This window comes from Serratia sp. CY33525 (assembly GCF_052169115.1).
GTDB classification, from domain to species: Bacteria; Pseudomonadota; Gammaproteobacteria; order Enterobacterales; family Enterobacteriaceae; genus Serratia; species Serratia sarumanii.
In genome coordinates, this window is record NZ_JBJNLK010000002.1 from 158,760 (window position 1) to 182,240 (window position 23,481).

24 protein-coding genes are annotated in these 23,481 nt (G+C 64.0%); 12 read left to right on the forward strand and 12 right to left on the reverse strand.

Annotation, left to right across the window (positions count from 1 at the left end):
* Positions 1 to 7 precede the first annotated feature (7 nt).
* Positions 8 to 1,042, forward strand: a complete 1,035-nt coding sequence (locus ACJ8IM_RS05705; protein WP_033653529.1) for a M48 family metallopeptidase — start codon at positions 8 to 10, stop codon at positions 1,040 to 1,042.
* Between the two features lie 49 nt (positions 1,043 to 1,091).
* Here ACJ8IM_RS05705 and gpmA read toward each other — a convergent pair whose 3' ends face one another.
* The 9 genes from gpmA to modE all read right to left on the reverse strand — a co-directional run bounded on the left by gpmA (position 1,092) and on the right by modE (position 10,151).
* Positions 1,092 to 1,844 carry a 2,3-diphosphoglycerate-dependent phosphoglycerate mutase gene (gene gpmA / locus ACJ8IM_RS05710; protein WP_033647147.1) on the reverse strand — a complete coding sequence of 251 codons (753 nt, stop codon included), beginning with the start codon at positions 1,842 to 1,844 and terminating at the stop codon, positions 1,092 to 1,094.
* Positions 1,845 to 2,060: 216 nt separating this feature from the next.
* Positions 2,061 to 2,408, reverse strand: coding sequence for a PsiF family protein (locus ACJ8IM_RS05715; RefSeq protein WP_033637480.1), 348 nt, complete (start codon positions 2,406 to 2,408; stop codon positions 2,061 to 2,063).
* 197 nt (positions 2,409 to 2,605) lie between these two features.
* Positions 2,606 to 3,649 (reverse strand): galactose-1-epimerase, encoded by a 1,044-nt coding sequence (galM, locus tag ACJ8IM_RS05720; RefSeq protein ID WP_033653528.1) that lies wholly within the window; start codon positions 3,647 to 3,649, stop codon positions 2,606 to 2,608.
* Entirely contained in the window at positions 3,643 to 4,794 is a 1,152-nt protein-coding gene (gene galK, locus ACJ8IM_RS05725) for a galactokinase (protein WP_033653527.1), read from the reverse strand. Before galK ends, galM begins: the two co-directional genes overlap by 7 nt.
* Entirely contained in the window at positions 4,791 to 5,843 is a 1,053-nt protein-coding gene (galT, locus tag ACJ8IM_RS05730; protein WP_033647144.1) for a galactose-1-phosphate uridylyltransferase, read from the reverse strand. Before galT ends, galK begins: the two co-directional genes overlap by 4 nt.
* Before the next feature lie 285 nt (positions 5,844 to 6,128).
* Positions 6,129 to 6,947 carry a CPBP family intramembrane glutamic endopeptidase gene (locus ACJ8IM_RS05735; RefSeq protein WP_033653526.1) on the reverse strand — a complete coding sequence of 273 codons (819 nt, stop codon included), beginning with the start codon at positions 6,945 to 6,947 and terminating at the stop codon, positions 6,129 to 6,131.
* A gap of 166 nt (positions 6,948 to 7,113) precedes the next feature.
* Positions 7,114 to 7,686, reverse strand: a complete 573-nt coding sequence (locus ACJ8IM_RS05740) for a cysteine hydrolase family protein (protein WP_033647142.1) — start codon at positions 7,684 to 7,686, stop codon at positions 7,114 to 7,116.
* 95 nt (positions 7,687 to 7,781) lie between these two features.
* On the reverse strand, positions 7,782 to 9,269 hold the full coding sequence (gene modF, locus ACJ8IM_RS05745; protein WP_033653545.1) for a molybdate ABC transporter ATP-binding protein ModF: 1,488 nt from the start codon (positions 9,267 to 9,269) through the stop codon (positions 7,782 to 7,784).
* Between the two features lie 90 nt (positions 9,270 to 9,359).
* Positions 9,360 to 10,151, reverse strand: a complete 792-nt coding sequence (gene modE, locus ACJ8IM_RS05750) for a molybdenum-dependent transcriptional regulator (protein ID WP_033653524.1) — start codon at positions 10,149 to 10,151, stop codon at positions 9,360 to 9,362.
* A 188-nt stretch (positions 10,152 to 10,339) separates the two neighbouring features.
* Between modE and ACJ8IM_RS05755 the strand changes: the two genes are divergently transcribed.
* The 9 genes from ACJ8IM_RS05755 to modC all read left to right on the forward strand — a co-directional run bounded on the left by ACJ8IM_RS05755 (position 10,340) and on the right by modC (position 19,047).
* Positions 10,340 to 12,502 carry a TonB-dependent siderophore receptor gene (locus ACJ8IM_RS05755; RefSeq protein WP_033653523.1) on the forward strand — a complete coding sequence of 721 codons (2,163 nt, stop codon included), beginning with the start codon at positions 10,340 to 10,342 and terminating at the stop codon, positions 12,500 to 12,502.
* 4 nt (positions 12,503 to 12,506) lie between these two features.
* Complete coding sequence (locus ACJ8IM_RS05760) at positions 12,507 to 13,496, forward strand: ABC transporter substrate-binding protein (RefSeq protein ID WP_033653522.1); 990 nt, start codon at positions 12,507 to 12,509, stop codon at positions 13,494 to 13,496.
* Position 13,497: 1 nt separating this feature from the next.
* Positions 13,498 to 14,253: a class I SAM-dependent methyltransferase gene (locus ACJ8IM_RS05765; RefSeq protein ID WP_033653521.1), complete on the forward strand. Its 756-nt coding sequence runs from the start codon at positions 13,498 to 13,500 to the stop codon at positions 14,251 to 14,253.
* Position 14,254: 1 nt separating this feature from the next.
* Positions 14,255 to 15,280 carry a FecCD family ABC transporter permease gene (locus tag ACJ8IM_RS05770; protein WP_033653519.1) on the forward strand — a complete coding sequence of 342 codons (1,026 nt, stop codon included), beginning with the start codon at positions 14,255 to 14,257 and terminating at the stop codon, positions 15,278 to 15,280.
* Complete coding sequence (locus ACJ8IM_RS05775) at positions 15,277 to 16,065, forward strand: ABC transporter ATP-binding protein (RefSeq protein ID WP_033653517.1); 789 nt, start codon at positions 15,277 to 15,279, stop codon at positions 16,063 to 16,065. The genes ACJ8IM_RS05770 and ACJ8IM_RS05775 overlap by 4 nt, the downstream gene beginning before the upstream one ends.
* Positions 16,066 to 16,211: 146 nt before the next feature.
* A complete protein-coding gene (locus ACJ8IM_RS05780) occupies positions 16,212 to 16,361 on the forward strand; it encodes an AcrZ family multidrug efflux pump-associated protein (protein WP_004939813.1) in 150 nt (49 codons plus the stop codon).
* 158 nt (positions 16,362 to 16,519) lie between these two features.
* The gene (modA, locus tag ACJ8IM_RS05785) at positions 16,520 to 17,293 is read left to right on the forward strand and encodes a molybdate ABC transporter substrate-binding protein (protein WP_033653515.1); all 774 of its coding nucleotides are present in this window, start codon (positions 16,520 to 16,522) and stop codon (positions 17,291 to 17,293) included.
* Entirely contained in the window at positions 17,290 to 17,979 is a 690-nt protein-coding gene (gene modB, locus ACJ8IM_RS05790) for a molybdate ABC transporter permease subunit (RefSeq protein WP_033653514.1), read from the forward strand. Before modA ends, modB begins: the two co-directional genes overlap by 4 nt.
* A complete protein-coding gene (gene modC, locus ACJ8IM_RS05795; protein WP_033653512.1) occupies positions 17,980 to 19,047 on the forward strand; it encodes a molybdenum ABC transporter ATP-binding protein ModC in 1,068 nt (355 codons plus the stop codon). It begins immediately after the preceding gene.
* Positions 19,048 to 19,078: 31 nt separating this feature from the next.
* Here the strand turns inward: modC and ACJ8IM_RS05800 are convergent, their stop codons facing one another.
* A complete protein-coding gene (locus ACJ8IM_RS05800; RefSeq protein WP_033653511.1) occupies positions 19,079 to 19,897 on the reverse strand; it encodes a pyridoxal phosphatase in 819 nt (272 codons plus the stop codon).
* Positions 19,898 to 20,075: 178 nt separating this feature from the next.
* On the opposite strand from ACJ8IM_RS05800, the gene pgl reads away from it, so the two are divergent.
* Positions 20,076 to 21,071, forward strand: coding sequence for a 6-phosphogluconolactonase (pgl, locus tag ACJ8IM_RS05805; RefSeq protein WP_033637496.1), 996 nt, complete (start codon positions 20,076 to 20,078; stop codon positions 21,069 to 21,071).
* Positions 21,072 to 21,138: 67 nt separating this feature from the next.
* Here pgl and ACJ8IM_RS05810 read toward each other — a convergent pair whose 3' ends face one another.
* Complete coding sequence (locus tag ACJ8IM_RS05810; protein WP_033647128.1) at positions 21,139 to 21,621, reverse strand: kinase inhibitor; 483 nt, start codon at positions 21,619 to 21,621, stop codon at positions 21,139 to 21,141.
* A gap of 156 nt (positions 21,622 to 21,777) precedes the next feature.
* Between ACJ8IM_RS05810 and ACJ8IM_RS05815 the strand changes: the two genes are divergently transcribed.
* Positions 21,778 to 22,179: a YkvA family protein gene (locus ACJ8IM_RS05815; RefSeq protein WP_016928691.1), complete on the forward strand. Its 402-nt coding sequence runs from the start codon at positions 21,778 to 21,780 to the stop codon at positions 22,177 to 22,179.
* A 4-nt stretch (positions 22,180 to 22,183) separates the two neighbouring features.
* Here ACJ8IM_RS05815 and bioA read toward each other — a convergent pair whose 3' ends face one another.
* Positions 22,184 to 23,458: an adenosylmethionine--8-amino-7-oxononanoate transaminase gene (gene bioA, locus ACJ8IM_RS05820; protein WP_033637498.1), complete on the reverse strand. Its 1,275-nt coding sequence runs from the start codon at positions 23,456 to 23,458 to the stop codon at positions 22,184 to 22,186.
* Positions 23,459 to 23,481 lie beyond the last annotated feature (23 nt).

The following is a 23,481-nucleotide window of genomic DNA, read 5'->3' on the forward strand; positions in this document are numbered from 1 at the left end:
GGCGCCGATGATCCTCGAGGGCGCCTATCAGTTGCCGGGGCGGGCCGCACGTGAGGCGGCTCGCCTGCTGGTGAACGAAAGCGGCGAGGGCGTGACGCTGCAGCGGCAGGATGAGCAACGTTACATCCCCTTGGCGGACATTACCGTCTCTGCGGCGCTGGGCAATATTCCGCTGACGCTGACCTTTAAGGACGGCGCGCGCTTTGTGCCGGATGACGATGCGGCCTTCCGCCGCTGGTTCTATCAGCGCCGTTCGCCGGGCTGGGTGCATCGCCTGGAGCGCCACAAACGCGGCGTCGTCGTGGCGCTGCTGATGACGCTGCTGGCGGTCGTGGCCTACGTTAACGTCGTGCTGCCGTGGGCGAGCAGCGAGATCGCCATGCGCATCCCTACCTCGGTGGAACAGACGCTGGGCGAACACACGCAGACGTTTTTGAGCCAAAGCGGCTTTGAACCCTCCGCATTGCCGGCCGAGCGGCAGCAGGCGTTGCAGCAGCTGTTCCGGCAGGTGATGCCGACCGAGATGCGCCAGGAGCGTACGCCGCTGTCGTTGAAGCTGATGGCGGCGCCCGGTGCGCCGAACGCTTTTATGTTGCCGGACGGCACGCTGGTGCTCAGCGATGGGCTGGTCGCCCTGTCGAAAAACGACGATGCTCTGGCGGCGGTGATGCTGCATGAGATGGGGCATCACGCTTATCGCCATCCGATGCGCATGCTGGTGCGTTCGTCACTGGTGGCGTTGACGCTGATGTGGATGACCGGCGACGTCAGCGGCATCGGCGACACGCTGCTGCAGTCTGCGTCCTTCGTGAATGAGATGCAGTTTTCCCGCGGCATGGAGCGTGAGGCGGATGCGTTTGCGATAGCGGAAATGCAGCGCCAGGAGCGTTCGCTGGCGCAAATGGCGGCGATCTACCGCGCGTTGGCGCAGGCACCTGAACGCGAAACGGCTGACGGCTGGGCGCTGCCGGCCTGGCTCAGCACCCATCCGGCGATGCAGGAACGGCTGGACGCGGTGAACGAGGCGATGGCGCAGCAGTAATAAAAAAAACCCCGGTTTTCACCGGGGGCTTTTTCGTTAACGGGCGAAATTACTTCGCTTTACCCTGGTTTGCCACGGCGGCCGCTTTTGCAGCGATCTCGTCGGCGTTACCCAGGTAGTAACGTTTGATTGGCTTGAAGTTCTCGTCGAACTCATACACCAACGGCACGCCGGTTGGGATGTTCAGCTCGAGGATTTCGTCTTCGCTCAGGTTATCCAGGTATTTCACCAGCGCGCGCAGCGAGTTGCCGTGCGCCGCAACGATCACGCGCTCGCCGCTCTTGATGCGTGGCAGGATCTCTTCGTCCCAGTAAGGAATAACGCGATCGATGGTCAGCGCCAGGCTTTCGGTCAGCGGCAGCTCTTGCTCGGTCAGAGAAGCGTAGCGCGGATCGTGGCCAGGGTAACGTTCGTCTTCTTTGGTCAGCTCAGGTGGGGTCACCGCGAAGCCGCGACGCCATTGTTTCACCTGCTCGTCGCCGTATTTTTCAGCGGTTTCCGCTTTGTTCAGACCCTGCAGCGCGCCGTAGTGACGTTCGTTCAGCTTCCAGGATTTTTCGGTCGGCAACCAGGCCTGATCCAGCTCGTCGAGGATGTTCCACAGGGTGTGGATCGCGCGCTTCAGTACGGAGGTGTAAGCGAAGTCGAAAGTGAAACCTTCCTCTTTCAACAGCTTGCCTGCTGCTTTCGCTTCGGTGCGGCCCTTGTCGGACAGATCAACATCGTACCAACCGGTGAAGCGGTTTTCTTGGTTCCACTGGCTTTCGCCGTGACGCACCAGAACCAGCTTAGTTACAGCCATAGCTTAACTCCTTAATAATCTGACATTTCAATGATAACGAAAATCATTATATTGCCGCGGGCCGGGGCTCGGCAATCGATAGTGTCTAACCATAGCCAATTTCTTGCCGCAAAGTAAGGGCTGGCGAAAGGAAAAAGCTGAATCGTTCAGGCTGGCGCTGCGAGGGGGGAAACGGCGCGCCAAAATCGCTTCGAGCGCGCCGTGGCGTGGGGAAAATCAGGCCGATTTTTTCAGGCAGTTGCTCATGAAGGTTTTACGCGCGTCGCCCTTCAGATCCTTGGTCTTGGCGTCGGCGTTGCAGTTCTTCATTTTCTGCTGCTGCGGCGTCAGGGTTTTGCCCGTCGCGGCGGAGCCTTCGGATTTCAGACAGGTGCTCATGAAGGTGGAACGATCGGCGCCTTTCAGCGATTTGGTGGATGCCTGCTGGTTGCAGTCGGTCATGCGTTTCTGTTGAGCCGCCTGCGCCGGCGAAGGCGTTTTCGTCGCCGTCGTCGCGTCGGCCGCCATCAGATTGGTGCTCAGCATTAAGCCCGCCAGCAATGGAAGTGCAGTAATCAGACGCATAGGTGTTCCTTCAGCTATTGATTGGCCGCCATCGGCCGAAAAAGGTGACGTTGCACAAGGCGTTGTGCTTATCACGGTAGCCTGAGTGTAGTGCGCGCTTTGGAATAAGGGAAGGCGGGCGCCGGTGGGGGGATAGCGTTAAAAGGTAAGCATTTATAACAAATTGCCCCCGGCCGCACGGCGAGGGGCGTGGCGGGTCAGATAGGATAAAACTGATAATGCGTGGCGCTGCGGTAGCGGCTCCCCGGCTGCAGCCAGCAGTCCGGCTGCGGCCACTCGGGATGGTGCGGGCTGTCCGGCAAGAACTCGCTTTCCAGCGCCACGCCGGCATGGTTGGCGTAGCTGCCGCCATCGCGCGCCGGCGTGCCGGCCAGGTAATTGCCGCTGTAGAGTTGCAGCGCCGGCGCGTCGGTGAACACGCTCATTTGCACTTGCCCGTCGGCGGACCACAAATGGGCCGCCGGGCTCTCCAGCGCCCCACAGGTACGATGCAGCAGGAATGCGTGATCGTAGCCTTTCACCCGCTGCTGGTCGCTGTCGCGCAGGAAATCCTGCAGCAGCGTTTTCGGCTGACGAAAATCCATGCCGCTGCCGTCTACCGGCGTCAGATCGGCGCAGGGAATGCCCTCGGCGTCGACGGGCAGATAGCGATCGGCGAACAGCTGCAGCCGCTGGGCGCGGGCGTCGGTGCCGGCGCCGTCCAGGTTGAAATAGGCGTGGTTGGTCAGATTGACCGGGCAGGGTTGATCGACCTGCGCCAGATAGCTGATTTCCAGGCGATTGTCATGAGTCAGGCGGTAACAAACCTGCACGTCGAGATTGCCGGGAAAGCCCTGATCGCCCTCCGCCGAGTGCAGCGCATAGCAGACCTGTTGCGCATCATGCTGTACCCGGCGCCAGCGGCGGGCATGAAAACCGTCGGGGCCGCCGTGCAGCTGGTGGGCGCCCTGATTGGCGGCCAGCGCATGGGGGTTTCCGTCGATGGCCAGGCTGGCGTTGGCGATGCGGTTGGCGTAACGGCCGACGGTGGCGCCCAGATAGGCGCCCTGACGTTGGTAGTCCGCCGGGCTGCGGCAGCCAAGCAACAGCTCGCGCCTTTCGCCGGATTTGAGCGGCAAGATGGCGGACAGCCAGGTGGCGCCCCAGTCCATCAGCGTCACCGTCATGCCGCCGGCGTTTTGCAGCTGCGTCAGCTGATAAGGTTGCCCATCGGGGGCAACTGCCGTGGTTGCGGTCAGCATAGGCCGGCGCCTTGCGAAGCCTGGCAGACATAGAAGGTTTCCTGTAATCCGCCGGTTTGCCGCGGATACTCGTGCGCTACGGCGGCACGCACCGTCTCCACGAGATCCTGCGGCATCAGCGCGACGACACAGCCGCCAAAGCCGCCGCCGGTCATGCGCACGCCGCCGCGCGGGCCGATCGCCGCTTTGACGATCTCGACCAGCTTATCGATCGGCGGCACGGTGATTTCAAAGTCGTCGCGCATCGAGGCATGCGACTCCGCCATTAGCTGACCCATGCGCTGCAGATCGCCGGCCGCCAGCGCGTCGGCCGCTGCCAGCGTGCGGGCGTTCTCGCTGATCACATGGCATGCGCGTTTGGCCACTAATGGATCGAGCTGGTGTTGACGCGCTTCAAACTGTTCGGGGCTGACGTCGCGCAGCGCCTTGACGCCGAAGAAGCGCGCCGCTTCCTCGCACTGTTTGCGGCGGGTGTTGTATTCGCTGTCCACCAGCCCGCGTTGCACATTGGAGTTGACGATCACCACCGCGACGTTGTCCGGCATCGGCACCGCACGGGTCTCCAGCGAGCGGCAGTCGATCAGCAGAGCGCTGTCGCGCCGGCCGAGCGCGGAGATCAGCTGGTCCATGATGCCGCAGTTGCAGCCGACGAACTGGTTCTCCGCTTCCTGGCCGTTCAGCGCCAGCGCTACGCCGTCCAGCGGCAGCTGATAGAGCGCCTGCAGCGCCTGGCCTACCGCCACTTCCAGCGCGGCGGAGGAGCTGAGCCCCGCGCCCTGCGGCACATTGCCGGCGATCACCAGATCCGCGCCGCCGAAGTCGGCATTGCGGCGCTGAAGGTGCTTCACCACGCCGCGCACATAGTCCGACCAGCGCTGATCGGGGTGGCTGACGATCGGATCGTCGAGCGAGAATTGATCCTGCTGATGCTGATAATCGGCGGCCAGCACGCGGATCTGGCGGTCGTCGCGCTTGGCGCAGGCGATGACGGTTTGGTAATCGATGGCGCAGGGCAGCACGAAGCCGTCGTTGTAATCGGTATGCTCGCCGATCAGGTTCACCCGCCCCGGCGCCTGGATGGTCAACGCCGGCGCGTAGCCAAAGTGTTCGGTAAACAGAGAATGGGTAAGCGGTTTCAGGCTCATGCTTGGGCTCCGGCTTCACGGTAATGAATATCGCTGACGGCGCGCAGACGCTCTGCGGCCTGTTCGGCGGTCAGATCGCGCTGGGCTTCCGCCAGCATCTCGTAACCGACCATAAATTTGCGTACGCTGGCTGAACGCAGCAGCGGCGGATAGAAATGGGCGTGCAGCTGCCAGTGTCGGTTGTCGGCGCCGTTGAACGGCGCGCCGTGCCATCCCATCGAATAGGGGAAGGAGCACTGGAACAGGTTGTCGTAGCGGCTGGTCAGCTTCTTCAGCGCCAGCGCCAGATCTTGGCTTTGCGCCGCGCTGAGATCGGTAATGCGCTGCACCGCCGCTTTCGGCAGCAGCAGCGTTTCAAACGGCCAGGCGGCCCAGTAGGGCACCACCGCCAGCCAGTGTTCGGTGTTCACCACGATGCGTTCGCCGGCGGCCAGCTCGCGCTGCGCATAGTCCAGCAGCAGCGGGGAGGCGTGTTCCCGAAAATACGCGTGCTGCAGCCGATCTTCGCGTTCGGCCTCGTTCGGCAGAAAACTGTTGGCCCAGACCTGCCCGTGCGGGTGCGGGTTGGAGCAGCCCATCGCCGCGCCTTTGTTTTCGAACAGCTGTACCCAGGGATAGTGCTTGCCCAGCTCATCGGTTTGCGCCTGCCAGGCGGCGATCACCTGCTCCAGCGCCGGCAGCGTCAGTTCGGGCAGGGTCTTGCTGTGATCGGGAGAGAAGCAGATCACCCGGCTGACGCCGCGCGCGCTCTGGCTGCGCATCAGCGGATCCTGGCTGTCGGGCGCCGGCGGCGTATCGCTCAGCAGCGCGGCGAAATCATTGGCGAAGACGTAGGTGCCGCGATAATCCGGATTACGATCGCCGGTGATGCGCGCGTTGCCCGGACACAGGAAACAGTCGGGATCGTGCGCCGGCAGCGTTTCCGTCGGGACGGCCTCCTGCTGGCCCTGCCAGGGGCGCTTGGCGCGGTGCGGTGAGACCAGCACCCACTGGCCGCTCAGCGGGTTGTAGCGGCGGTGCGGATGATCGATAGGGTTAAATTCTGTCATACGGTTCCTTTCTTGGCGTCGACGAGGGTGTAATCGCTTCCAATTACCGTCTTAATACGCCCGTTACTGAACAGGGAGAGCTCATTGCGCAAAAAGATAGCACGCCCGCGGCGTTAAAAAGGTGATCTAACGCGAAAAATGGAATCGTTTACACTGTGATAAAAAGCGCCTGATGGGCGGAGAAAAGCCGGTGGCAACGTGATTGAGGGCATTGCGATGCGCTACCGGTGATAGCGTTTTCACCCGACCTGCCGGCAGAGAAGGGCTCTCTGCCAGCGTCAGCCGTTAAGGATGCTGATACAGCGGGTAGGTAAAGAACAGCAGATGGGTCAGATTAAGCCCGAAATGGAACAGAATCGGCACCCACAGGCGGCCGCTCCACATCCACGCCAGGCCGTAGATCACCCCGGCCAGCGTCGCGAAGATCACCATCAGCATGCCGCCGGCCAAATGCGCGGCGCCGAACACCAGAGAAGCGACGATCAGCGCCGGCCAGGCGCCCAGCCACTGGCTGAGGCGCTGCTGCAGGTAGCCGCGAAACAGCGCTTCTTCGGCCATACAGACGAAGAACAGGTTCGCCATCACGAAAGGCAGGATCCAGGCGGGCGCATGCAGCTCGATTTTTAAGCCGCCCAGCGCCACGGCCAGCAGCAACAGCGCCGGCACGGCCAGCAGCAGCGCAATCCAGCCCGTTTTGCCGACGTTGCCGCCGCGTTCAGCGGAAAACAGCGTGGGCAAGCAGGCGAACAGCAGGAAGGGCACCATCGCCTTGTCGAAGTTGTAATACATGGTGAACGGCGCGCTGAGCGGGCCGGCTTTTTCACCGTCGATCATCAGCTGATTGTGGATGCCCGGCACCAGGTGCAAGAACAGCGCCACGCAGCCGGCGACCACCAACCCTTCGAACGCGATCGCCAGACTACGCCGCTCGCGAAAATGGTGACGCAGCCCCGCCAGCGCCACGATGGCCAACAGGCAACCCAGGCTGAGCGGCGTCAACACCCCATGATAAAGCCCCATGCCCGCCGAGGCGGCCAGGATAACCCAGGCTATCAGCCGGTTAAACGGTAAGAAAAATAACGAAGCAGCCAGTACGCCCCACATGATATGTCCCTTTAAAATATGTACACGGCGCTCAGCGCCTATGCGGCGTGCGATGATGGCGAAATTGAGCGCTAGAGCGGATAGTAGCACACCAAGATGACGCTAAAGGTCGGGGCAGTGACGCATCCGTGCAGGGTGCCGGCCCACACGACCGGCGGTATTGAGGTCAGCCTTGCATCCAGGCCTGCGAACGGGCGATTTCCGCCAGGTTTTGCAGGGTGTCCAGGCTCTGCTGGTGGAGCTCCTGCGTGGGGGCTGCGCACAGATCGTGCAGCACGGTCACCTGGAAGCCGGCGTCGTGCGCCTGACGCGCGGTGCTCTCGATGGTGAGCGACGTGCTGACGCCCGCCAGCAGCAGATGATGGCACCGATGTTGCCGCAGCCAGGCTAACAAATTGTTACCGGAGAAGGCGCTCACCGCCGTTTTATCAAACTGCAGATCGGTCTCCTCCTGATGCAGATCGGGCGCCCAGCGGCAGCCCGGGCCGTTTAGCCGCAGCGCGCCTATCTGTTTCAAATGGTTGAACAGCGGCGAGTGGAGCGGGATGTCATGATAATCGTCGGCAAATCCCGTCCGCACCCAAATCACCGGGATTTTTCGCACCCGGGCGTAGGCCGCGGCGGCATTGACGTTGGCGAGCAGGTGGCTTGCCGTCACCTGTTCGCGGCAGTGGTTGGCGCGCCCTTTGGGCCCGATCAGATCCTCGATCAGGTCGATGATAATCAACGCAGCGGACATGGCGTCTCCAGAAAATGGCCTTCTTTCTTTCTATGATAAAAGGCCAAATGTGATGTGCTGCGGTGAAGTGTTGCCGGATATGTTTACGCCGCGCTTCAGGCGGAAGCCGCCTCCAGCCGTTGCTGTTGGTAGCCGTAGCCGCCCTCGCCGTCGGGCACGAAGCTGAGGCGGTGTGTGATGCACTGCGGCGCGTCTTCTGCATGGTGCGAGACGAACAGCAGCTGGGTGGCGCCCTGGCCGATCAGCACGTCGATGAAGCGGCGCACCAGCTGGCGATTGAGCGGATCCAACCCTTGCAGCGGCTCGTCGAGGATCAGCAGCGCCGGGTGTTTCACCAGCGCGCGGGCGATCAGCGCCAGCCGCTGTTGGCCCCAGGAAAGGCTGTGGAACGGGGCGTCGCCGCGCGCGCCGTCGAGCCCGAGCAGCGCCAGCCATTGCTCGGTGAGCTGCCGCTGACGATCCGAAACCGCCTGATAAATGCCGATCGAATCGAAGAACCCCGACAGCACCACGTTGCGCACGCTGGTGTTGACGCGATAATCCAGATGCAGGCTGCTGCTGACGTAGCCGATATGGCGCTTGATCTCCCAAATGGTTTCCCCGCTGCCGCGGCGGCGGCCGAACAGCGTCAGATCGTTGCTGTAGCCCTGCGGGTGATCGCCGGTGATCAAGCTGAGCAGCGTGGATTTGCCGGCGCCGTTCGGGCCGACGATCTGCCAATGTTCACCGGGGTTAACCTGCCAGTCGAGATGATTGAGGATCGGCCGATCGTTATAGCTGACTACGCCGTCGCGCAGGACGATCAGCGGCCGATCCGCCGGCAGCGCCACCTTTTGCGTTGGATCCTCCTCCTCCGGCAGCGCCAGCCCGCTGAGGTTTTCGCTGTGCGCCAGCTGCGCCACCAGCGCGTCCGCCATCACCTGGCGGCGCGGCCCGCGGTTGGTCAGGGTACAGTCCGCCAGCACGCCCACCTGCCGGACAAAATCCGGGATGTCGTCGAACCGGTTGAGCACCAGCACCACGGTCTGGCCCTGGGCGGAAAGCTCGCTCAGCAGCGTGGCGAGCTGCGCGCGCGAGTGCACGTCCAGCCCGTCGAAGGGTTCGTCGAGGATCAGCAGGTCAGGCTCTGGCATCAGCGCCCGGCACAGCAGGGTTTTGCGCGTTTCGCCGGTGGAGAGGTATTTGAAGCGGCGCGTCAGCAGGGCGGTGATGCCGAACTGCGCGGCCAGCCGCTCACAGCGCGCGGCGTCTTGCACCTCTTCCTGAATGATTTCCGCCGCGGTGCGGCCGGTGTCGTCCTCGTCCGCGCTGAGCAGATCGGTGTTGTTACGTTGCCACTCGTCGCTGACCATTTTTTGCAGCTGTTCGAAGGAGATGCGCACCGCGTGCTGAAAGTCGCTGCGGCGCTCACCGCCCAGCAGAACCAGTTCGTCGGCCAACGCGCGCGCCAGGGCGGATTTGCCGCTGCCGTTGGCGCCGACGAAGGCCCAGCTGTCGCCGGCCTGGATTTCCAGCGCGTCCAGCGTCAGGGTGCGGGTATCGCTTAAGCGGAATGAACCTTGCGAAATGTGCAACGACGACATCACCTGTTCCTTTTTTTGCAATTATTTGCCTTAGGAATAGGCGCATTGCAGGGTGATGTCAATCAACAAAAACGCAACGTTACGTTGCGCTTAACACAACGTGGCGACAATCACGCGATCGGCGTTGAACAGGGCGTGTACGGCGGTGCCGACGCTCAGCTGCAGGCGCTGCAGCTCCGCCGTCATCAGGGTGGCGCACAGGGTTTCGCCGCCCGCCAGCGTCACCAGCACCTCGCTGTGTTCAGCGCCCGGCTGAATGCCGGCCACCACGCCCGCCAGCGCGTTATCCGCGCCGATATGCTCCGCCGAATCGACGCTTAACCGCACCCAGGGCGCCTTGATCAGCGTCAGCACCTCTTTGCCCGGCGTCAGCTGCAGCCGGTCGGCGCTTTGCTGGGTGACGGCCGCCGTCAGGCGAGTGGTGCCGTCATTCAACAAAATCGCCAGGTGCTGCTGCACCTGCTGATGATCGCGTTCGATGACGGTGCCGAAAAACTGATTGCGCGCGCTGGTTTGCAGCGAGAAGCGCGAGATGGCCGCCAACAGGCTGTCGAGCGGCAGATCGTCCTGCTGCAACACGTCGAAAGCTTTTTGCTGCACCTGGCCCAGCAGGTCATACAGCTGGATCAACCGCTGGCCATAGTGCGTCAGCTGTGCGCCGCCGCCGCCTTTACCGCCGGTGGCGCGTTCCACCACCGTTTGTTCCGCCAACTGGTTCATCTCATTGATGGCGTCCCAGGCGCTTTTGTAGCTGATGCCCGCCAGTTTGGCGCCCTGGCTGATGGAGCCGGTGTGCTGCACCTGTTTCAGCAGCGCGATGCGGCGCGGATCGGCGAACAGCTTTTGCTGGAGTTTGAGAGTCAGAAGAATTTCGGCCTGCATAGCGCATCCTGTCGGCGGCAAAAATCTTATTGTCGCCGATTTGGCGGCAAAGCGCCAAGCGCAGTGCGCTGGAGGGCGGGGCAATAAAGACTGGCATTGCTTTGTTGTTATAATATAACATAACAGAAAAACGATAAGGTTTTACGCTGGCTGCGGCCGGTTTTTATTTCACCACAGGGATGCTTCACATGAGTACGACACGCCGGCGTCTTGTCACGCCCAGAAAATCGTTATGCCTTGCCGCCGCCTGGGTCGGCGGCGCACTGACGGCGCCGTTGGCTTTCGCCGCCGACTGCGATAAAGCCCGCAATGCCACGGGATGCGAAGAACAGCTCACCGTGGAGGCGGCGGCCCCCGCCGGGCGCTACGATGCGTTGAGCGCCGTGAGCCGCAGCGCTTCGCAGCTTGGGCTGACCGCTCGGGAGACGCCGCGTAGCGTCGATATCATCAGCGCAAGAGCGATTCAACAGCGGGGCGATCGCTCGCTGGCCGCCGCCGTCGAGCACGCCACTGGCCTGTCCGGCGTCGCTTCGCCGACGCTGTCCAACAACTTTTCCGCGCGCGGTTTCCGGCCGATCGCCTGGCTGTATAACGGCGTGGAGATGCCCGGCAGCACGCTGCAGCTGGGCGATCCGGCGCATTACGACAGCATCGAGATACTGCGCGGGCCGGGATCGGCCCTGAACGGCCTGAGCGCCGCGGGCGGCAGCGTCAACCTGATCTCGCGGCGGCCGACCTTCAGCCGCCAGCCGTTCGAGCTCGATTATGGCTTCGGCAGCTACCGCAGCCAGCGTCTGCATCTGGGGGCCGGCGGCGCGCTGGTGGACGATGCGGTGGCGTACCGGTTGGACGTCAGCGGCAACGACAGCGGCAGCAACGTGCAGTACGAACGCGATCGGCAGAAGCGGGTTTCCGGCTCGCTGCTGTTTAAACTGACGGACGATGCGCTGTTGACGCTGAGCCTGGACCGCATGCTCAACCGCACCAACAACCCTTACTACGGCACGCCGCTGCTGGACGGGCGCATTGCCGGCGAGCTGCGCGACATCAATTACAACAACCTGACCGACAGCCGCATCCAGAGCAACGCCACGGCATTTCAGGCCAGTCTGGACTGGTTTATGACGCCCGAAGTGGAGTGGCATAACCAATTTTATTACTACAGCGGCTTTCGCGAGTGGCGCAACGTCGAACGCTTTCGCGTCGCGGCGGCGGCCCGGCCCGGTGACGTCAACCGCGACTCCTTCGGCGCCTTGGCGCACGACGACGATCTGATCGGCAACCGCAGTTCGCTGGTGTTCGATCGCGCCATCGCCGGTTTCGATAACCGGTTGCTGGTCGGCCTCGATCTGAGCAAGCGGCATTTTCAATACTACTCCAACGGCTTCCCCGGATCCGAAGACGTGCCGCTTGGCGCGCCGCCCCGAGAGCCGTTCGCCCAGGGAACCGACCGCCAACGCGCGCCGGTGCGCCACGTTACCCAGAACCAGTACGCCGCCTTTCTTGAAGATCGCTTCAGCCTGACCGAGCGTTTAGCGCTGCTGGGCCAGCTGCGCTACAACCATATGAACATGGACTGGCGCTTCCAGGGGCCGCAGGAAGAGAGCCGCGCGCATACCTACGTTTTCAGCACCTGGAGCCTGGGCCCCAGCTATGCATTGACCGATAACCTCACGCTCTACGCCAACTACACCACCGGCCAGGAGCCGGGCAACGATCTGTTCTTCCTCAGCCCAACGCAGACCGATCTGCCGCTGACGCGAGCGCGCCAGTGGGAGGCCGGCGCCAAAGGGCAGTTCTGGGGTAACAAAGGCGAGGCGACGCTGGCGCTGTATGAACTGCGCAAGGACAACCTGTTTGTGCCCGACGTGCAGCGGCCGGATGCGTTGAACGCGGTAGGCAGGCAGACGTCGCGCGGCATCGAGCTTGGCGTGGTGCTGCATCCCGACGAGCGCTGGGAGCTGGCCGGCAACGCCGCCTACACGCATGCCCGCTACGACGACTATCGCGGCGGCAGCCCGCTGCGCAGCTACAACGGCAATCGCCCGGCCTATATCCCGGACTGGACCGCCAACCTCAGCGTGCATTATCAGGCGACGGAGCGTCTGGGGCTGGCTTCTTCACTGCGCTACGTCGGCAGCAGTTACAACGACGACGCCAACCGGCGCAAGATGCGCGCGTACACCACGCTCGATCTGGCGGCGGACTATCAGCTGACGCCGATCGTCGATGTCGGTTTTCGCATTCGCAACGCCACCAACCAGCTGTACGCCTACCAGCGCACTTACCCGGATCAGGCGCTGATCGCGCCGCCGCGCAGTTATGAAACCTTTGTGTCGGTCAGGTTCTGACGGCGTGAAACGCCGGCTTGCTCTGCTGTTGTGCGCCCTGGGATTGGGCGGCGGCGCGCCGCTGCGCGCCGATGCCGTCAGCCTGCAAAATTGCGGGGTAACGCACGATTACCCGCAGCCGCCGCAGCGGGTGCTGGTTTACGCCAACCCGGCGCTGGAAAACCTGCTGGCGCTGGGGCTGGCCGCCCGCGCGATCGGCGTGGTCGGGTATGACCGTGCGCGCGATCCCGCGCCGACGGCCGATGCGCTGCAGGCGCCCACCAGCCCGGCGCCGCCCACGGCGGAAGCGTTGTTGCTGATGCGGCCGGATTTTGTCTATTCGGCCAGCTATTACTGGCTGCACAGCCCGGAAACGCCCGATCGGGCGCGGCTGGCAGAATGGGGCATCGGCACTTATCTCTCACCCGGCGCCTGCAGCGGCCAGCAAAGCGCGATCGCCGCCGCGCTGACGTTTGAAGACATTTTCACCGAGCTGCGGGAGCTGGCGCGCATTTTCAACGTCAGCCGCGCCGGTGAAGCGCTGGTCGAACGGCTGCGCGGGCAGCTGAGGGCGCTCGAACCACAGCGTGCTCAGCTGCCGCATTTACGTCTGCTGTGGTGGTATGCCGGCGCGCAGACGCCCTACGTGGCCGGCTGCTGCGGCGCGCCAGGTTTGCTGAGCCGCAGCGTCGGCAGCGAGAACCTGTTCGGCGACCGGTCCGAGCTGTGGCCGACGGTGTCCTGGGAAATCATCGCCGCCCGCGATCCGGATGCGATCGTGCTTGGCGATCTGCCGCGTGGCGGCCTCGGCGACAGCGCGGCCGACAAGATCGCCTTTCTGGAGCATCACCCGCTGACCGCGACGCTACGCGCCGTGCGTCAGCGGCGCTACGTGATCCTCCCCGGTTACGACATGGACCCTTCCGCCCGCACCGTGGCGGCTCTGGGCCGTTTGATTCGGGGCCTGGCGGCCTTGCCGCCGCAGGCGCCGACTTTTTCCAACAAGGAACCTTGATATGACTGCCGTTTCATTCTCTTCGCTGCTGGACTCCTGGGATCGCCAGCAGGCGGCCTACATCGCCGAACGGGAAGCGCGTTTTAACGCCCAGCTGGACGTGCTCGCGCTGGCCGCCGGTCAGGATTTTCATGTGGTGGATCTGGCTTGCGGCCCGGGCTCGCTGAGCCTGCGCATTTTGCAGCGCTTTCCGCAGGCCAGGGTGACCGCCATCGATCTCGATCCGCTGCTGCTGGCGGTGGCGCGCGGCGCGCTGGCGGCGTACGGCGATCGGATCCGCATTCTGCAGGCCGATCTGGCGGATCCGGCCTGTTTTTCCGCGCTGTCCGGCCCCGCGCCGCAGGCGGCGGTGTCCAGCACGGCGCTGCACTGGCTGATGCCCGAGCAGCAGCTGGCGCTGTACCGCAACGTCGCCGGGCTGCTGGCCGACGGCGGCGTGTTCCTGAACGCCGATCATCAGCGCTATGACCAGCGCCAACCGCGGCTGAAAGCGTTGGCGGAGCGGCACGACGAGCAGACCCAACAGCGCGCCTGGGACAGCGGCGTTGAGGATTGGGATCGCTGGTTTGCGGGCGCGCTGCAATCGCCGGCGCTGGCCGCTTATCAAGCCGAGCGTGAAGCGCTGTTCGCCGGCCGCCCGGTGCCGCCGCCGACGCCGGTGGATTTCCAGCTCGCGGCCCTCAGGCAGGCCGGTTTCAGCGAGGCGGGGACGGTGTGGCAGCTGTTGGACGACTATGTGATCGCAGGCTGGAAATAGCATGATCCGGCGGTTACTGCCCGGCCGTGAGGCCGGCTGGCTGCTGTTGCTGGCGGCGGCGCTGCCGCTGGCCCTGCTGGGCGCCACACTGTCGGGGCCCGCGCCGATCGCGTGGCACGACGCCTGGCGCATCGTATTCGGCGTTAGCGGCAGCGCGGCGACCGACGCCGAGGTGTATCAGCGCATCATCTGGTCGCTGCGGATGCCGCGCGCGCTGTTGGCGGCGCTGGCCGGCGCGGGATTGGCGCTGGCGGGCACTGTGCTGCAGTCGCTGACCCGCAACCCGCTGGCCGATCCCTGGGTGCTGGGCATCTCCTCCGGCGCCGGCGTGGGGGCGGTAACGGTGCTGGTATTGGGACTGGGGGGCGGCCTGTTGTCGGTGTCCGGCGGTGCGTTTATCGGCGCGCTGGGGGCGTTTGCGTTGGTGATGCTGCTGGCCGGGCGTTCGCTGCAGGGGGAGTCCACGCTGTTTATCCTGGCCGGGGTGGCGGTGACGCAGCTGCTCTCCGCGCTGACTTCGCTGATCACGCTCTGGCAGGCGGACGCCAACGCCACGCGCGGCGTGATGTTCTGGCTGCTGGGCTCGTTCAGCGACGCGCGCTGGCCGCAGGTGGGGCTGTGCGGGTTGGCGCTGGCGGCGGCGCTGCTGCTATGTTGGCTGCGGGCGGGTGAGTTGGACGCGCTGGCGTTTGGCGGCGTGACCGCCGCTTCGCTGGGGGTGGCGGTGGCTCCGCTGAAGCTGCTGCTGTATGTGGTGACCACCGCGCTGACGGCGGCGATCGTCGCGTTCAGCGGCGCGGTGGGATTTATCGGGCTGACGGTGCCGCACGTCGCCCGGCGGCTGGTCGGCTCGCGGCATCGGCGGCTATTGCCGGCCAGCGCGCTGTGCGGTGCGCTGTTCGCCGTGGCGGCGGACACCCTGGCCAGAACGCTGTTTGCCCCGCGCGAGCTGCCGGTCGGCGTGCTGACGGCGCTGCTGGGGGTGCCGGTATTCCTGCTGTTGCTGTATCGGAAGGTCAATGCATGACGATTGAAAAAGCGCGATCCGGCCTGTGCGCCGAGGCGGTGAGCTGGCGAGCGGGCGAACGCACGGTGCTGGAAAATCTGGATTTCTGCGCCTTGCCCGGTGAGGTCACCGGCGTGCTCGGCGTCAACGGCAGCGGTAAATCCACGTTGCTCAAGCTGCTGGCCGGGTTGCAGCCCGCCGCCGGGGGCCGCGTTTGGCTGGCAGGGCGCCAAATTACCGCGTTTTCCGGGCGGGAGCGCGCCAGGCGCATCGCCTTTCTCGAGCAATCCGCCCCCGGCGCTTTCGCGCTGCCGGTGAAGGAGGCGGTATTGTTGGGGCGCCTGGCCCATGTCGGCCGCTGGCGCGGTTTTGGTACCGAGGATCGCCGCCTCGCCGGGCAGGCGATGGAGCAAGTGGGCATCAGCCACCTGGCCGACCGCGATTGGCAGCGGCTGTCCGGCGGCGAACGGCAGCGGGTGCATCTGGCGCGCGCGCTGGCGCAGCAAACGCCGTGGCTGCTGCTGGATGAGCCCGCCAACCATCTGGATATCGCCCATCAGCAGCAGTTTATGGCCTTGCTGCGGCGGCTGAAACTCAGCGTGGTGGTGACGCTGCACGATCTGAATCTGGCCGCCTGTTATTGCGATCGGGTGGCGCTGCTGCAACGGGGCAGGGTCTGTGCGGCGGGCACGCCGCGGCAGGCGCTGACGCCGGAGCACATTCGCGCGGTGTACGGGGTGGAGGCCCGGCTGGCGGCGCCCGCCGGCTATGCGCCGCCGCTGATCTATTACCCCACCCCGGTATGAGCCCGGTGGAAAGGGCACGTTTGGCCGATCACAATTTCGCCCCGCTGGCTAAAATAACTCCGGTTTTAGCGATTTTTTTGGGTTAGAATAACCCGATATGCGGTGAAAGGCATTTTCCGCTCAATGGGCAGTTAAGCGAGGCTATCATGTTGGAATTATTGAAAAGTCTGTTGTTTGCCGTGGTCATGGTGCCGGTGGTCATGGCGCTGATCCTCGGCCTGATTTACGGTTTTGGCGAAGTGTTCAACGTCTTCTCCAAAGTGGGCCGTTCGAAAGAAAACCGCACTCAGCACTGACCGTTCCCCATCCCGATACCCGCCGGCATCGCCCGGCGGGCATTCCTCAAGTTATCTCACGCTTTGCCGATAAACCGCATGACAAGCTTTCGCGCAACGTTATATTATTTTTTATATAACGAAGAGTGATAATGCACGTTAACTTGCGGAGAAAAACAATGAAACAGCAATGGACCAAATGGGTTGGCGGGATCGTGTTGGCATCGGGCCTGGTGGCACAGGCTTCGGCGGCGGAAAAGATCACCGTGTTCGCCGCCGCGTCGCTGACCAACGCGCTGCAGGACATCGCCACCCAGTATCAAAAAGGCAAGGACGTGCAGGTGGTTTCCTCCTTCGCGTCGTCCTCGACGCTGGCGCGCCAAATTGAGCAGGGCGCCCCGGCCGATCTGTTCATCTCCGCCGATCAACAGTGGATGGATTACGCCATCGACAAACAGCAGATGGTGAAAGACACCCGCTATACGCTGCTGGGCAACGAACTGGTGCTGATCGCCGCCAAGAGCGATAAGCAAGACAAGATCGCCATCGACAAGCAGACCGACTGGACCAAGCTGCTCAGCGGCGGCCGCCTGGCGGTGGGCGATCCGGATCACGTGCCGGCCGGTATCTACGCCAAAGAGGCGCTGGAACATCTGGGCGCCTGGAGCGCGCTGGAACCGAAACTGGCGCGCGCCAACAACGTGCGCAGCGCGATGGCGCTGGTGGAGCGCGGTGAAGCACCGCTCGGCATCGTCTACGGCTCCGACGCGGTCGCCAGCGACAAGGTGAAAGTGGTGAGCGTGTTCCCGGAAGACAGCCACAAACCGGTTGAATATCCGATGGCGATGGTGAAAGATCGTCAAAATCCGACGGTCAGCGCTTTCTATACCTATCTGAAGGGCCCGGAAGCGGCCGCTATTTTCGAACATTATGGATTCACCCCGCGTAAATGATTCTGAGTGAGTACGAGTGGCAGGCGGTTGAGCTGAGCCTGAAAGTCTCCGGTTTGGCGGTGGTCTGCAGCCTGCCGTTCGGCATTCTGATGGCCTGGGTGTTGGTGCGTTGCCGCTTTCCCGGCAAGGCGCTGCTGGACGGCGTCATTCACCTGCCGCTGGTGCTGCCGCCGGTGGTGGTCGGCTATTTGCTGCTGATCGCCATGGGGCGGCGCGGCGTCATCGGCGAGTGGCTGTACGACTGGTTCGGCTTCAGCTTCAGCTTTAGCTGGCGCGGCGCCGCGCTGGCATCGGCGGTGGTGGCGTTTCCATTGATGGTGCGCGCCATCCGGCTGGCGCTGGAGGCGGTGGATACCCGGCTGGAGCAGGCGGCGCGCACGCTGGGCGCCAACCCGTGGCGGGTGTTTTTCACCGTCACGCTGCCGCTGTCGCTGCCCGGCGTCATTGTCGGCGTGGTGCTGGCCTTCGCCCGCTCGCTGGGGGAGTTCGGCGCCACCATCACCTTCGTCTCCAACATTCCCGGTGAAACCCGCACCATTCCGCTGGCGATGTATACGCTGATCGAAACGCCGGGAGCGGAAGCCGCCGCCGCGCGGCTGTGCGCGATCGCCATCGTGCTGTCGCTGGCTTCGCTGATGGTGTCCGAATGGCTGGCCCGCTGGGGCCGCAAACGGATGGGGGTGTAAATGCTGGAGCTGGATTTCTCGCAGCAACTGGGCGACCTTAATCTCAACGTCCGCGCCGATTTGCCGGCGCAGGGCATCACCGCGATTTTCGGCCTGTCCGGCGCGGGCAAAACTTCCCTGATCAACGCCATCGGCGGCCTGACCCGTTTGCAGCAGGGGCGCATCGCGCTCAATGGCCGCACGCTGGTGGATACCGCCGCGGGCCTTTGCCTGCCGCCGGAAAAGCGCCGTATCGGCTACGTGTTTCAGGATGCACGGCTGTTCCCGCACTATCGGGTGCGCGGCAACCTGCAATACGGCATGGCGGCCGGCATGCGCGCGCAGTTCAACACCATCGTCGAGCTGCTGGGCATCGGGCCGCTGCTCAATCGGCTGCCGCTGACGCTCTCCGGCGGTGAAAAACAGCGGGTGGCGATCGGCCGCGCGCTGCTGACCGCGCCGGAACTGCTGCTGATGGACGAGCCGCTGGCCTCGCTCGATCTGCCGCGCAAACGCGAGCTACTGCCGTATCTGGAGCGGCTGGCGCAGGACGTCAACATCCCCATCCTCTACGTCAGCCATAGCCTGGACGAGATCCTGCGCCTGGCCGAGCAGGTGATGGTGTTGGATCGCGGCGAGGTGCGCGCGTTCGGCGGGCTGGAAGCCGTTTGGGCCAGCAGCGCGCTGCGGCCGTGGCTGCAGCGTGAAGATCAGAGCAGCGTGCTGCGCGTCAGCGTGATTGAGCATCATCAACGCTATGCCATGACCGCGCTGGCGCTCGGCGATCAAAGGCTGTGGGTCAGCGGCATCGACGCCGAACTGGGCACCCAGCTGCGCATTCGCATCAACGCCGCCGACGTCTCGCTGGTGCTGCAGCCACCGGTCAACAGCAGCATTCGCAACGTGTTGCCGGCCAAGGTAAGCGAGTGTCTGGAGGTGGACGGGCAGGTGGAAGTGAAGCTGGCGGTCGGGGAACACGTGCTGTGGGCGCGGATCACGCCCTGGGCGCGCGATGAACTGGCGATCCGCCCTGGGCAGTGGCTGTACGCGCAGGTGAAGAGCGTGTCTATCAGCCGCGAGAGCCGCTAAGACAGGCCCTCCCGGCGGGAGGGCGAAAAAACTAGAGTAAGCGGGTGCGGATCACCTCGGCGATGCCCGGCTGCAGGTTATCGGCGATCACCAGATCGGCGCGTTCCTTGATCGCATCATCGGCGTTGCCCATCGCCACGCCCAACCCGACCGCTTCCAGCATGCTGATGTCGTTGTAGTTGTCGCCGAACGCCACCACCTGATCCATGCTCAGCCCCTGCGACTCCACCCATTGGCGCAGGCGCTTGCCTTTGCTGTTGCCGCCTTTGGCGATATCCACCTGATCGTGCCAGGACCATTCACACGCCAACCCCAGCTCTTTTTCCACCGTGTCGGCAAACTCGCGCAGCGCCGGAATATCGGCGTGCGAGGTGGCGAATTTCCAGATCGCCTGCGCGTCGTCGGCCGCCTGCGCCAGGCTGCCGACCTGCAGCAGCGTCGGGCGCTGCGCCGCCGGCAGGGTTTCGGCCCAGGCCAGCGAGCGGATCACGTGGCCGCTCGGCTCCTGATACAGCATGGCGTCGTCGACGTACATCAGCCCGTGAATGTCGGTCTGTTTGAGCATCTGCAGCACCTGCCTGGCCTGATCTTTCGCCAGCGGATCGGCCGCCAACACCTTCTTCTGCTGAAAATCATACAGATAGGTGCCGTTGCAGCAGATGGCCGGGGTATCTATCTGCAGCGCCTGGTAGAACGGATGGATAGCGACGTGGTGGCGGCCGGTGACCACCACCACCTGGATGCCGGCGGCGCGCGCCTGCGCCAGCGCTTCCAGCGATTGCGGTAAGATGCGTTTTTGGTTGTCCAGCAGGGTGCCGTCAAGATCGAGGGCGATGACGCGGTAGCTCATAGGGTTCTCGTTATCGTTAGCCATAAAATTAATCCGATGGTACACCGGATAGCCAACGGAGAAAACCGCGTGAGCTTCCGGTGCTAAGCGGGGTTGCCATGCGACGGATGTGCGGTAAGCTAGGGGCAATCGAACGGCCTGAAACCGGTTCCTCTTTTACCCTTTGCAAGGAGAACACATGAAGCAAATCGTTTATGTCGCCAGCCCGGAGAGCCAGCAGATCCACGTTTGGCAGTTGGACGACGCCGGCGCGCTGGCGCTGCTGCAAACCGTTGACGTGCCGGGCCAGGTGCAGCCGATGACCCTTCATCCGGACAAGACCCACCTGTACGTCGGCGTGCGTCCGGCGTTCGGCATCGTCAGCTACCGCATCGAGGCGGACGGCACGCTGCAGCAGGCCGGCATGGCGCCGCTGCCGGGCAGCCCGACCCATATCTCCACCGATTTGCAGGGGCGTTACCTGTTCTCCGCCTCCTACAGCGGCAACTGCGCCAGCATCAGCCCGATCGGCCACGACGGCGTGGTGACGGCGCCTATTCAGCAGATCGACGGCCTGACCGCGCCGCACTCGGCGAACATCGATCCGACCAACCAGCTGGTGCTGGTGCCTTGCCTGAAAGAAGACCGCATCCGCCTGTTCAACCTGAGCCTGGCGGGCCAGCTGACGCCGCACGCGCAGGAAGCGGTGGCGACCGCCGCCGGCGCCGGCCCGCGTCATATGGCGTTCCACCACAACGACAAGTTCGCCTACTGCGTCAATGAGCTGGACGGCACGGTGGACGTGCTGGCCATCTCGGAAAACGGCGGCAAATACACCGTCACGCAGACGCTGGACATCATGCCGGCCGACTTCGACGGCACCCGCTGGGCGGCGGACATCCATATCACGCCGAACGGCCGCTTCCTGTACACCAGCGACCGCACCGCCAGCATTCTGACCATTTTCAGCGTTTCCGCAGACGGCGGCACGCTGAGCGTGGTCGGCTATCATCCGACCGAAGCGCAGCCGCGCGGTTTCAACATCGATCACAGCGGCCGTTTCGTGATTTCGTCCGGCCAGAAATCCGATCACATCGCGGTGCATGAAATTGACCAGGCCAGCGGTAAGCTGACCACGCTGGCGCGTTATCCGGTGGGCAAAGGCCCGATGTGGGTGAGCGTGCTGGCGAAGTAATTCGGCGGTCAGACGAGTATGGAAAAAGCGCGGTTCGGTTGAACCGCGCTTTTTTATTGGCGGGGGATCAGTTGAACGTCACCGTCAGCGTGGCGCTGCCGAGGCTGTGGAAATGGACGTTAAAGCCCACCAGCGCGCCGCTGGAACCCTCATCCACATCGATGCGCTCCACGTCCAGTGCATGCACGGTGAACTGGTAGCGGTGGCTTTCGCCACTCGGCGGCGCCGCGCCGCCGTAGCCGGCTGAGCCGAAGTCGGTGCGGGTCTGCAGCGCGCCGGCGGGTAGCGGGGCTTTGCCGGAGCCCGCGCCCTGCGGCAGCTCGCGCACGTCGGCGGGAATGTTGGCCACGATCCAGTGCCACCAGCCGGAGCCGGTCGGGGCATCGGGATCGTAAACGGCGATCACGAAGCTTTTGGTGCCGGCCGGCACGCCGTCCCAGGCCAGGTGGGGCGACAGGTTATCGCCGTGATAGCCCATGCCGTTGAAAACCTGCTGCTGCGGCAGTTTGCCGCCGTCCTGCAGATCGTTGCTATACAAACGAAAAGCCATAGTGACTCCCAGTTGTCGGTAAACGCGAACCCTTAAGCTAGATCGTTTCGTCGTGACAATACAAGCGGGATTGCCATTCGCCAACGGCGGCGCGGATCGGTTACCATGGCCGCATCTTCCTTCCTACAGACCGCCGGATAGCCAAACAACGCCACCATGATCTCACTGAAAAAACGCACGCCGTGGTTCGGCTGGCTGCGCCGTTGGGCCAAAGGCATCAAGCGCGATATTTACGCGCTGTGGTTGGCCGCCCGTGATAAGCGCACCCCGTGGTACGCCAAACTGATCGCGCTGCTGGTGGCCGGCTATGCGATCTCGCCGATCGATCTGATCCCGGACTTCATTCCGGTGCTGGGCTATCTGGACGACGTGATTATCGTACCGTTGGGCATCATGCTGGCGGTGCGCCTGATCCCCAAGCCGCTGATGGCCGAGCTGCGCGAGAAGGCGCAAAAGCGCGTCGATAACCCCACCGGCCGCATGGCGGCGGTGATGATCATTTTACTCTGGCTGCTGTGTCTGGGATTGCTGGCCCGCTATCTGGACCAGCATTGGTAAGCCATTAACGCGCGGCGGCGGCCACGGCGGCGGTCAGGCGGCTGAGCTGTTCCGCTTCGATGATGTAAGGCGGCATCAGGTAAATCAGCTTGCCGAACGGCCGGATCCACACCCCGCGTTCGACGAACCCGCGCTGCAGCTCGGCGACGTCCACCGGTTCACGCATCTCCACCACCCCAATCGCGCCCAGCACCCGCACGTCCGCCACCTTCGGCAGCGCCGCGAGCGGCAGCAGCTCCTGCTTCAGCTGGGCTTCGATGGCGCTCACCTGCGCCTGCCAGCGATTTTCTGCCAGCAGCGCCAGGCTGGCGTCCGCCACCGCGCAGGCCAGCGGGTTGCCCATAAAGGTCGGCCCGTGCATAAAGCAGCCGGCCGCGCCGTTGCTGATGGTCTCCGCCACGTGGCGGGTGGTCAGGGTGGCGGACAGCGTCATGTAGCCGCCGGTCAGCGCCTTGCCCAGGCAGAGAATGTCCGGCACCACCTGCGCGTGCTCGCAGGCGAACAGCTTGCCGGTGCGGCCGAAGCCGGTGGCGATCTCGTCGGCGATCAGCAGCACCTGATGGCGATCGCACAGCTCGCGCACCCGCTTGAGGTAGCTTGGGTGGTAGATGCGCATGCCGCCGGCGCCTTGCACCACCGGTTCCAGGATCACCGCCGCCACTTCACCGGCGTGCTGCTCCAGCAGCGCGGCGAACGGCGCGATGTCCTCTTCACGCCATTCTTCGTCGAAGCGGCACTGCGGCGCGGTGGCGAACAGGTGCGGCGCCAGATAGCCCTGATAGAGGCTGTGCATCGAGTTGTCCGGATCGCAGACCGACATCGCGCCGAAGGTATCGCCGTGATAGCCGTGGCGCAGCGTCAGGATGCGCTGCCGCCGCTCGCCGCGCGCCTGCCAATACTGCAGCGCCATCTTCAGCGACACTTCCACCGCCACCGAACCGGAATCCGCCAGGAACACGCACTGCAGCGCTTCCGGCGTCATCTCCACCAGCCGACGGCACAGCGAGATGGCGGACGGATGGGTAATACCGCCGAACATCACGTGCGACATCTTCTCCAACTGCTGGCTGGCGGCCTGATTCAGGCGAGGATGGTTGTAACCGTGGATCGCCGCCCACCAGGAGGACATGCCGTCCACCAGACGCCGGCCGTCCGCCAGCTGCAGCTCGACGCCGCTGGCCGACTCGATCGGGTAACAGGGTAACGGGCGGCTCATGGAGGTGTAGGGGTGCCAGATATGACGTTGGTCAAACGCCAGGTCGGAAGCGGTGACAGACATACTTGTAAACCAAATTGAATTAA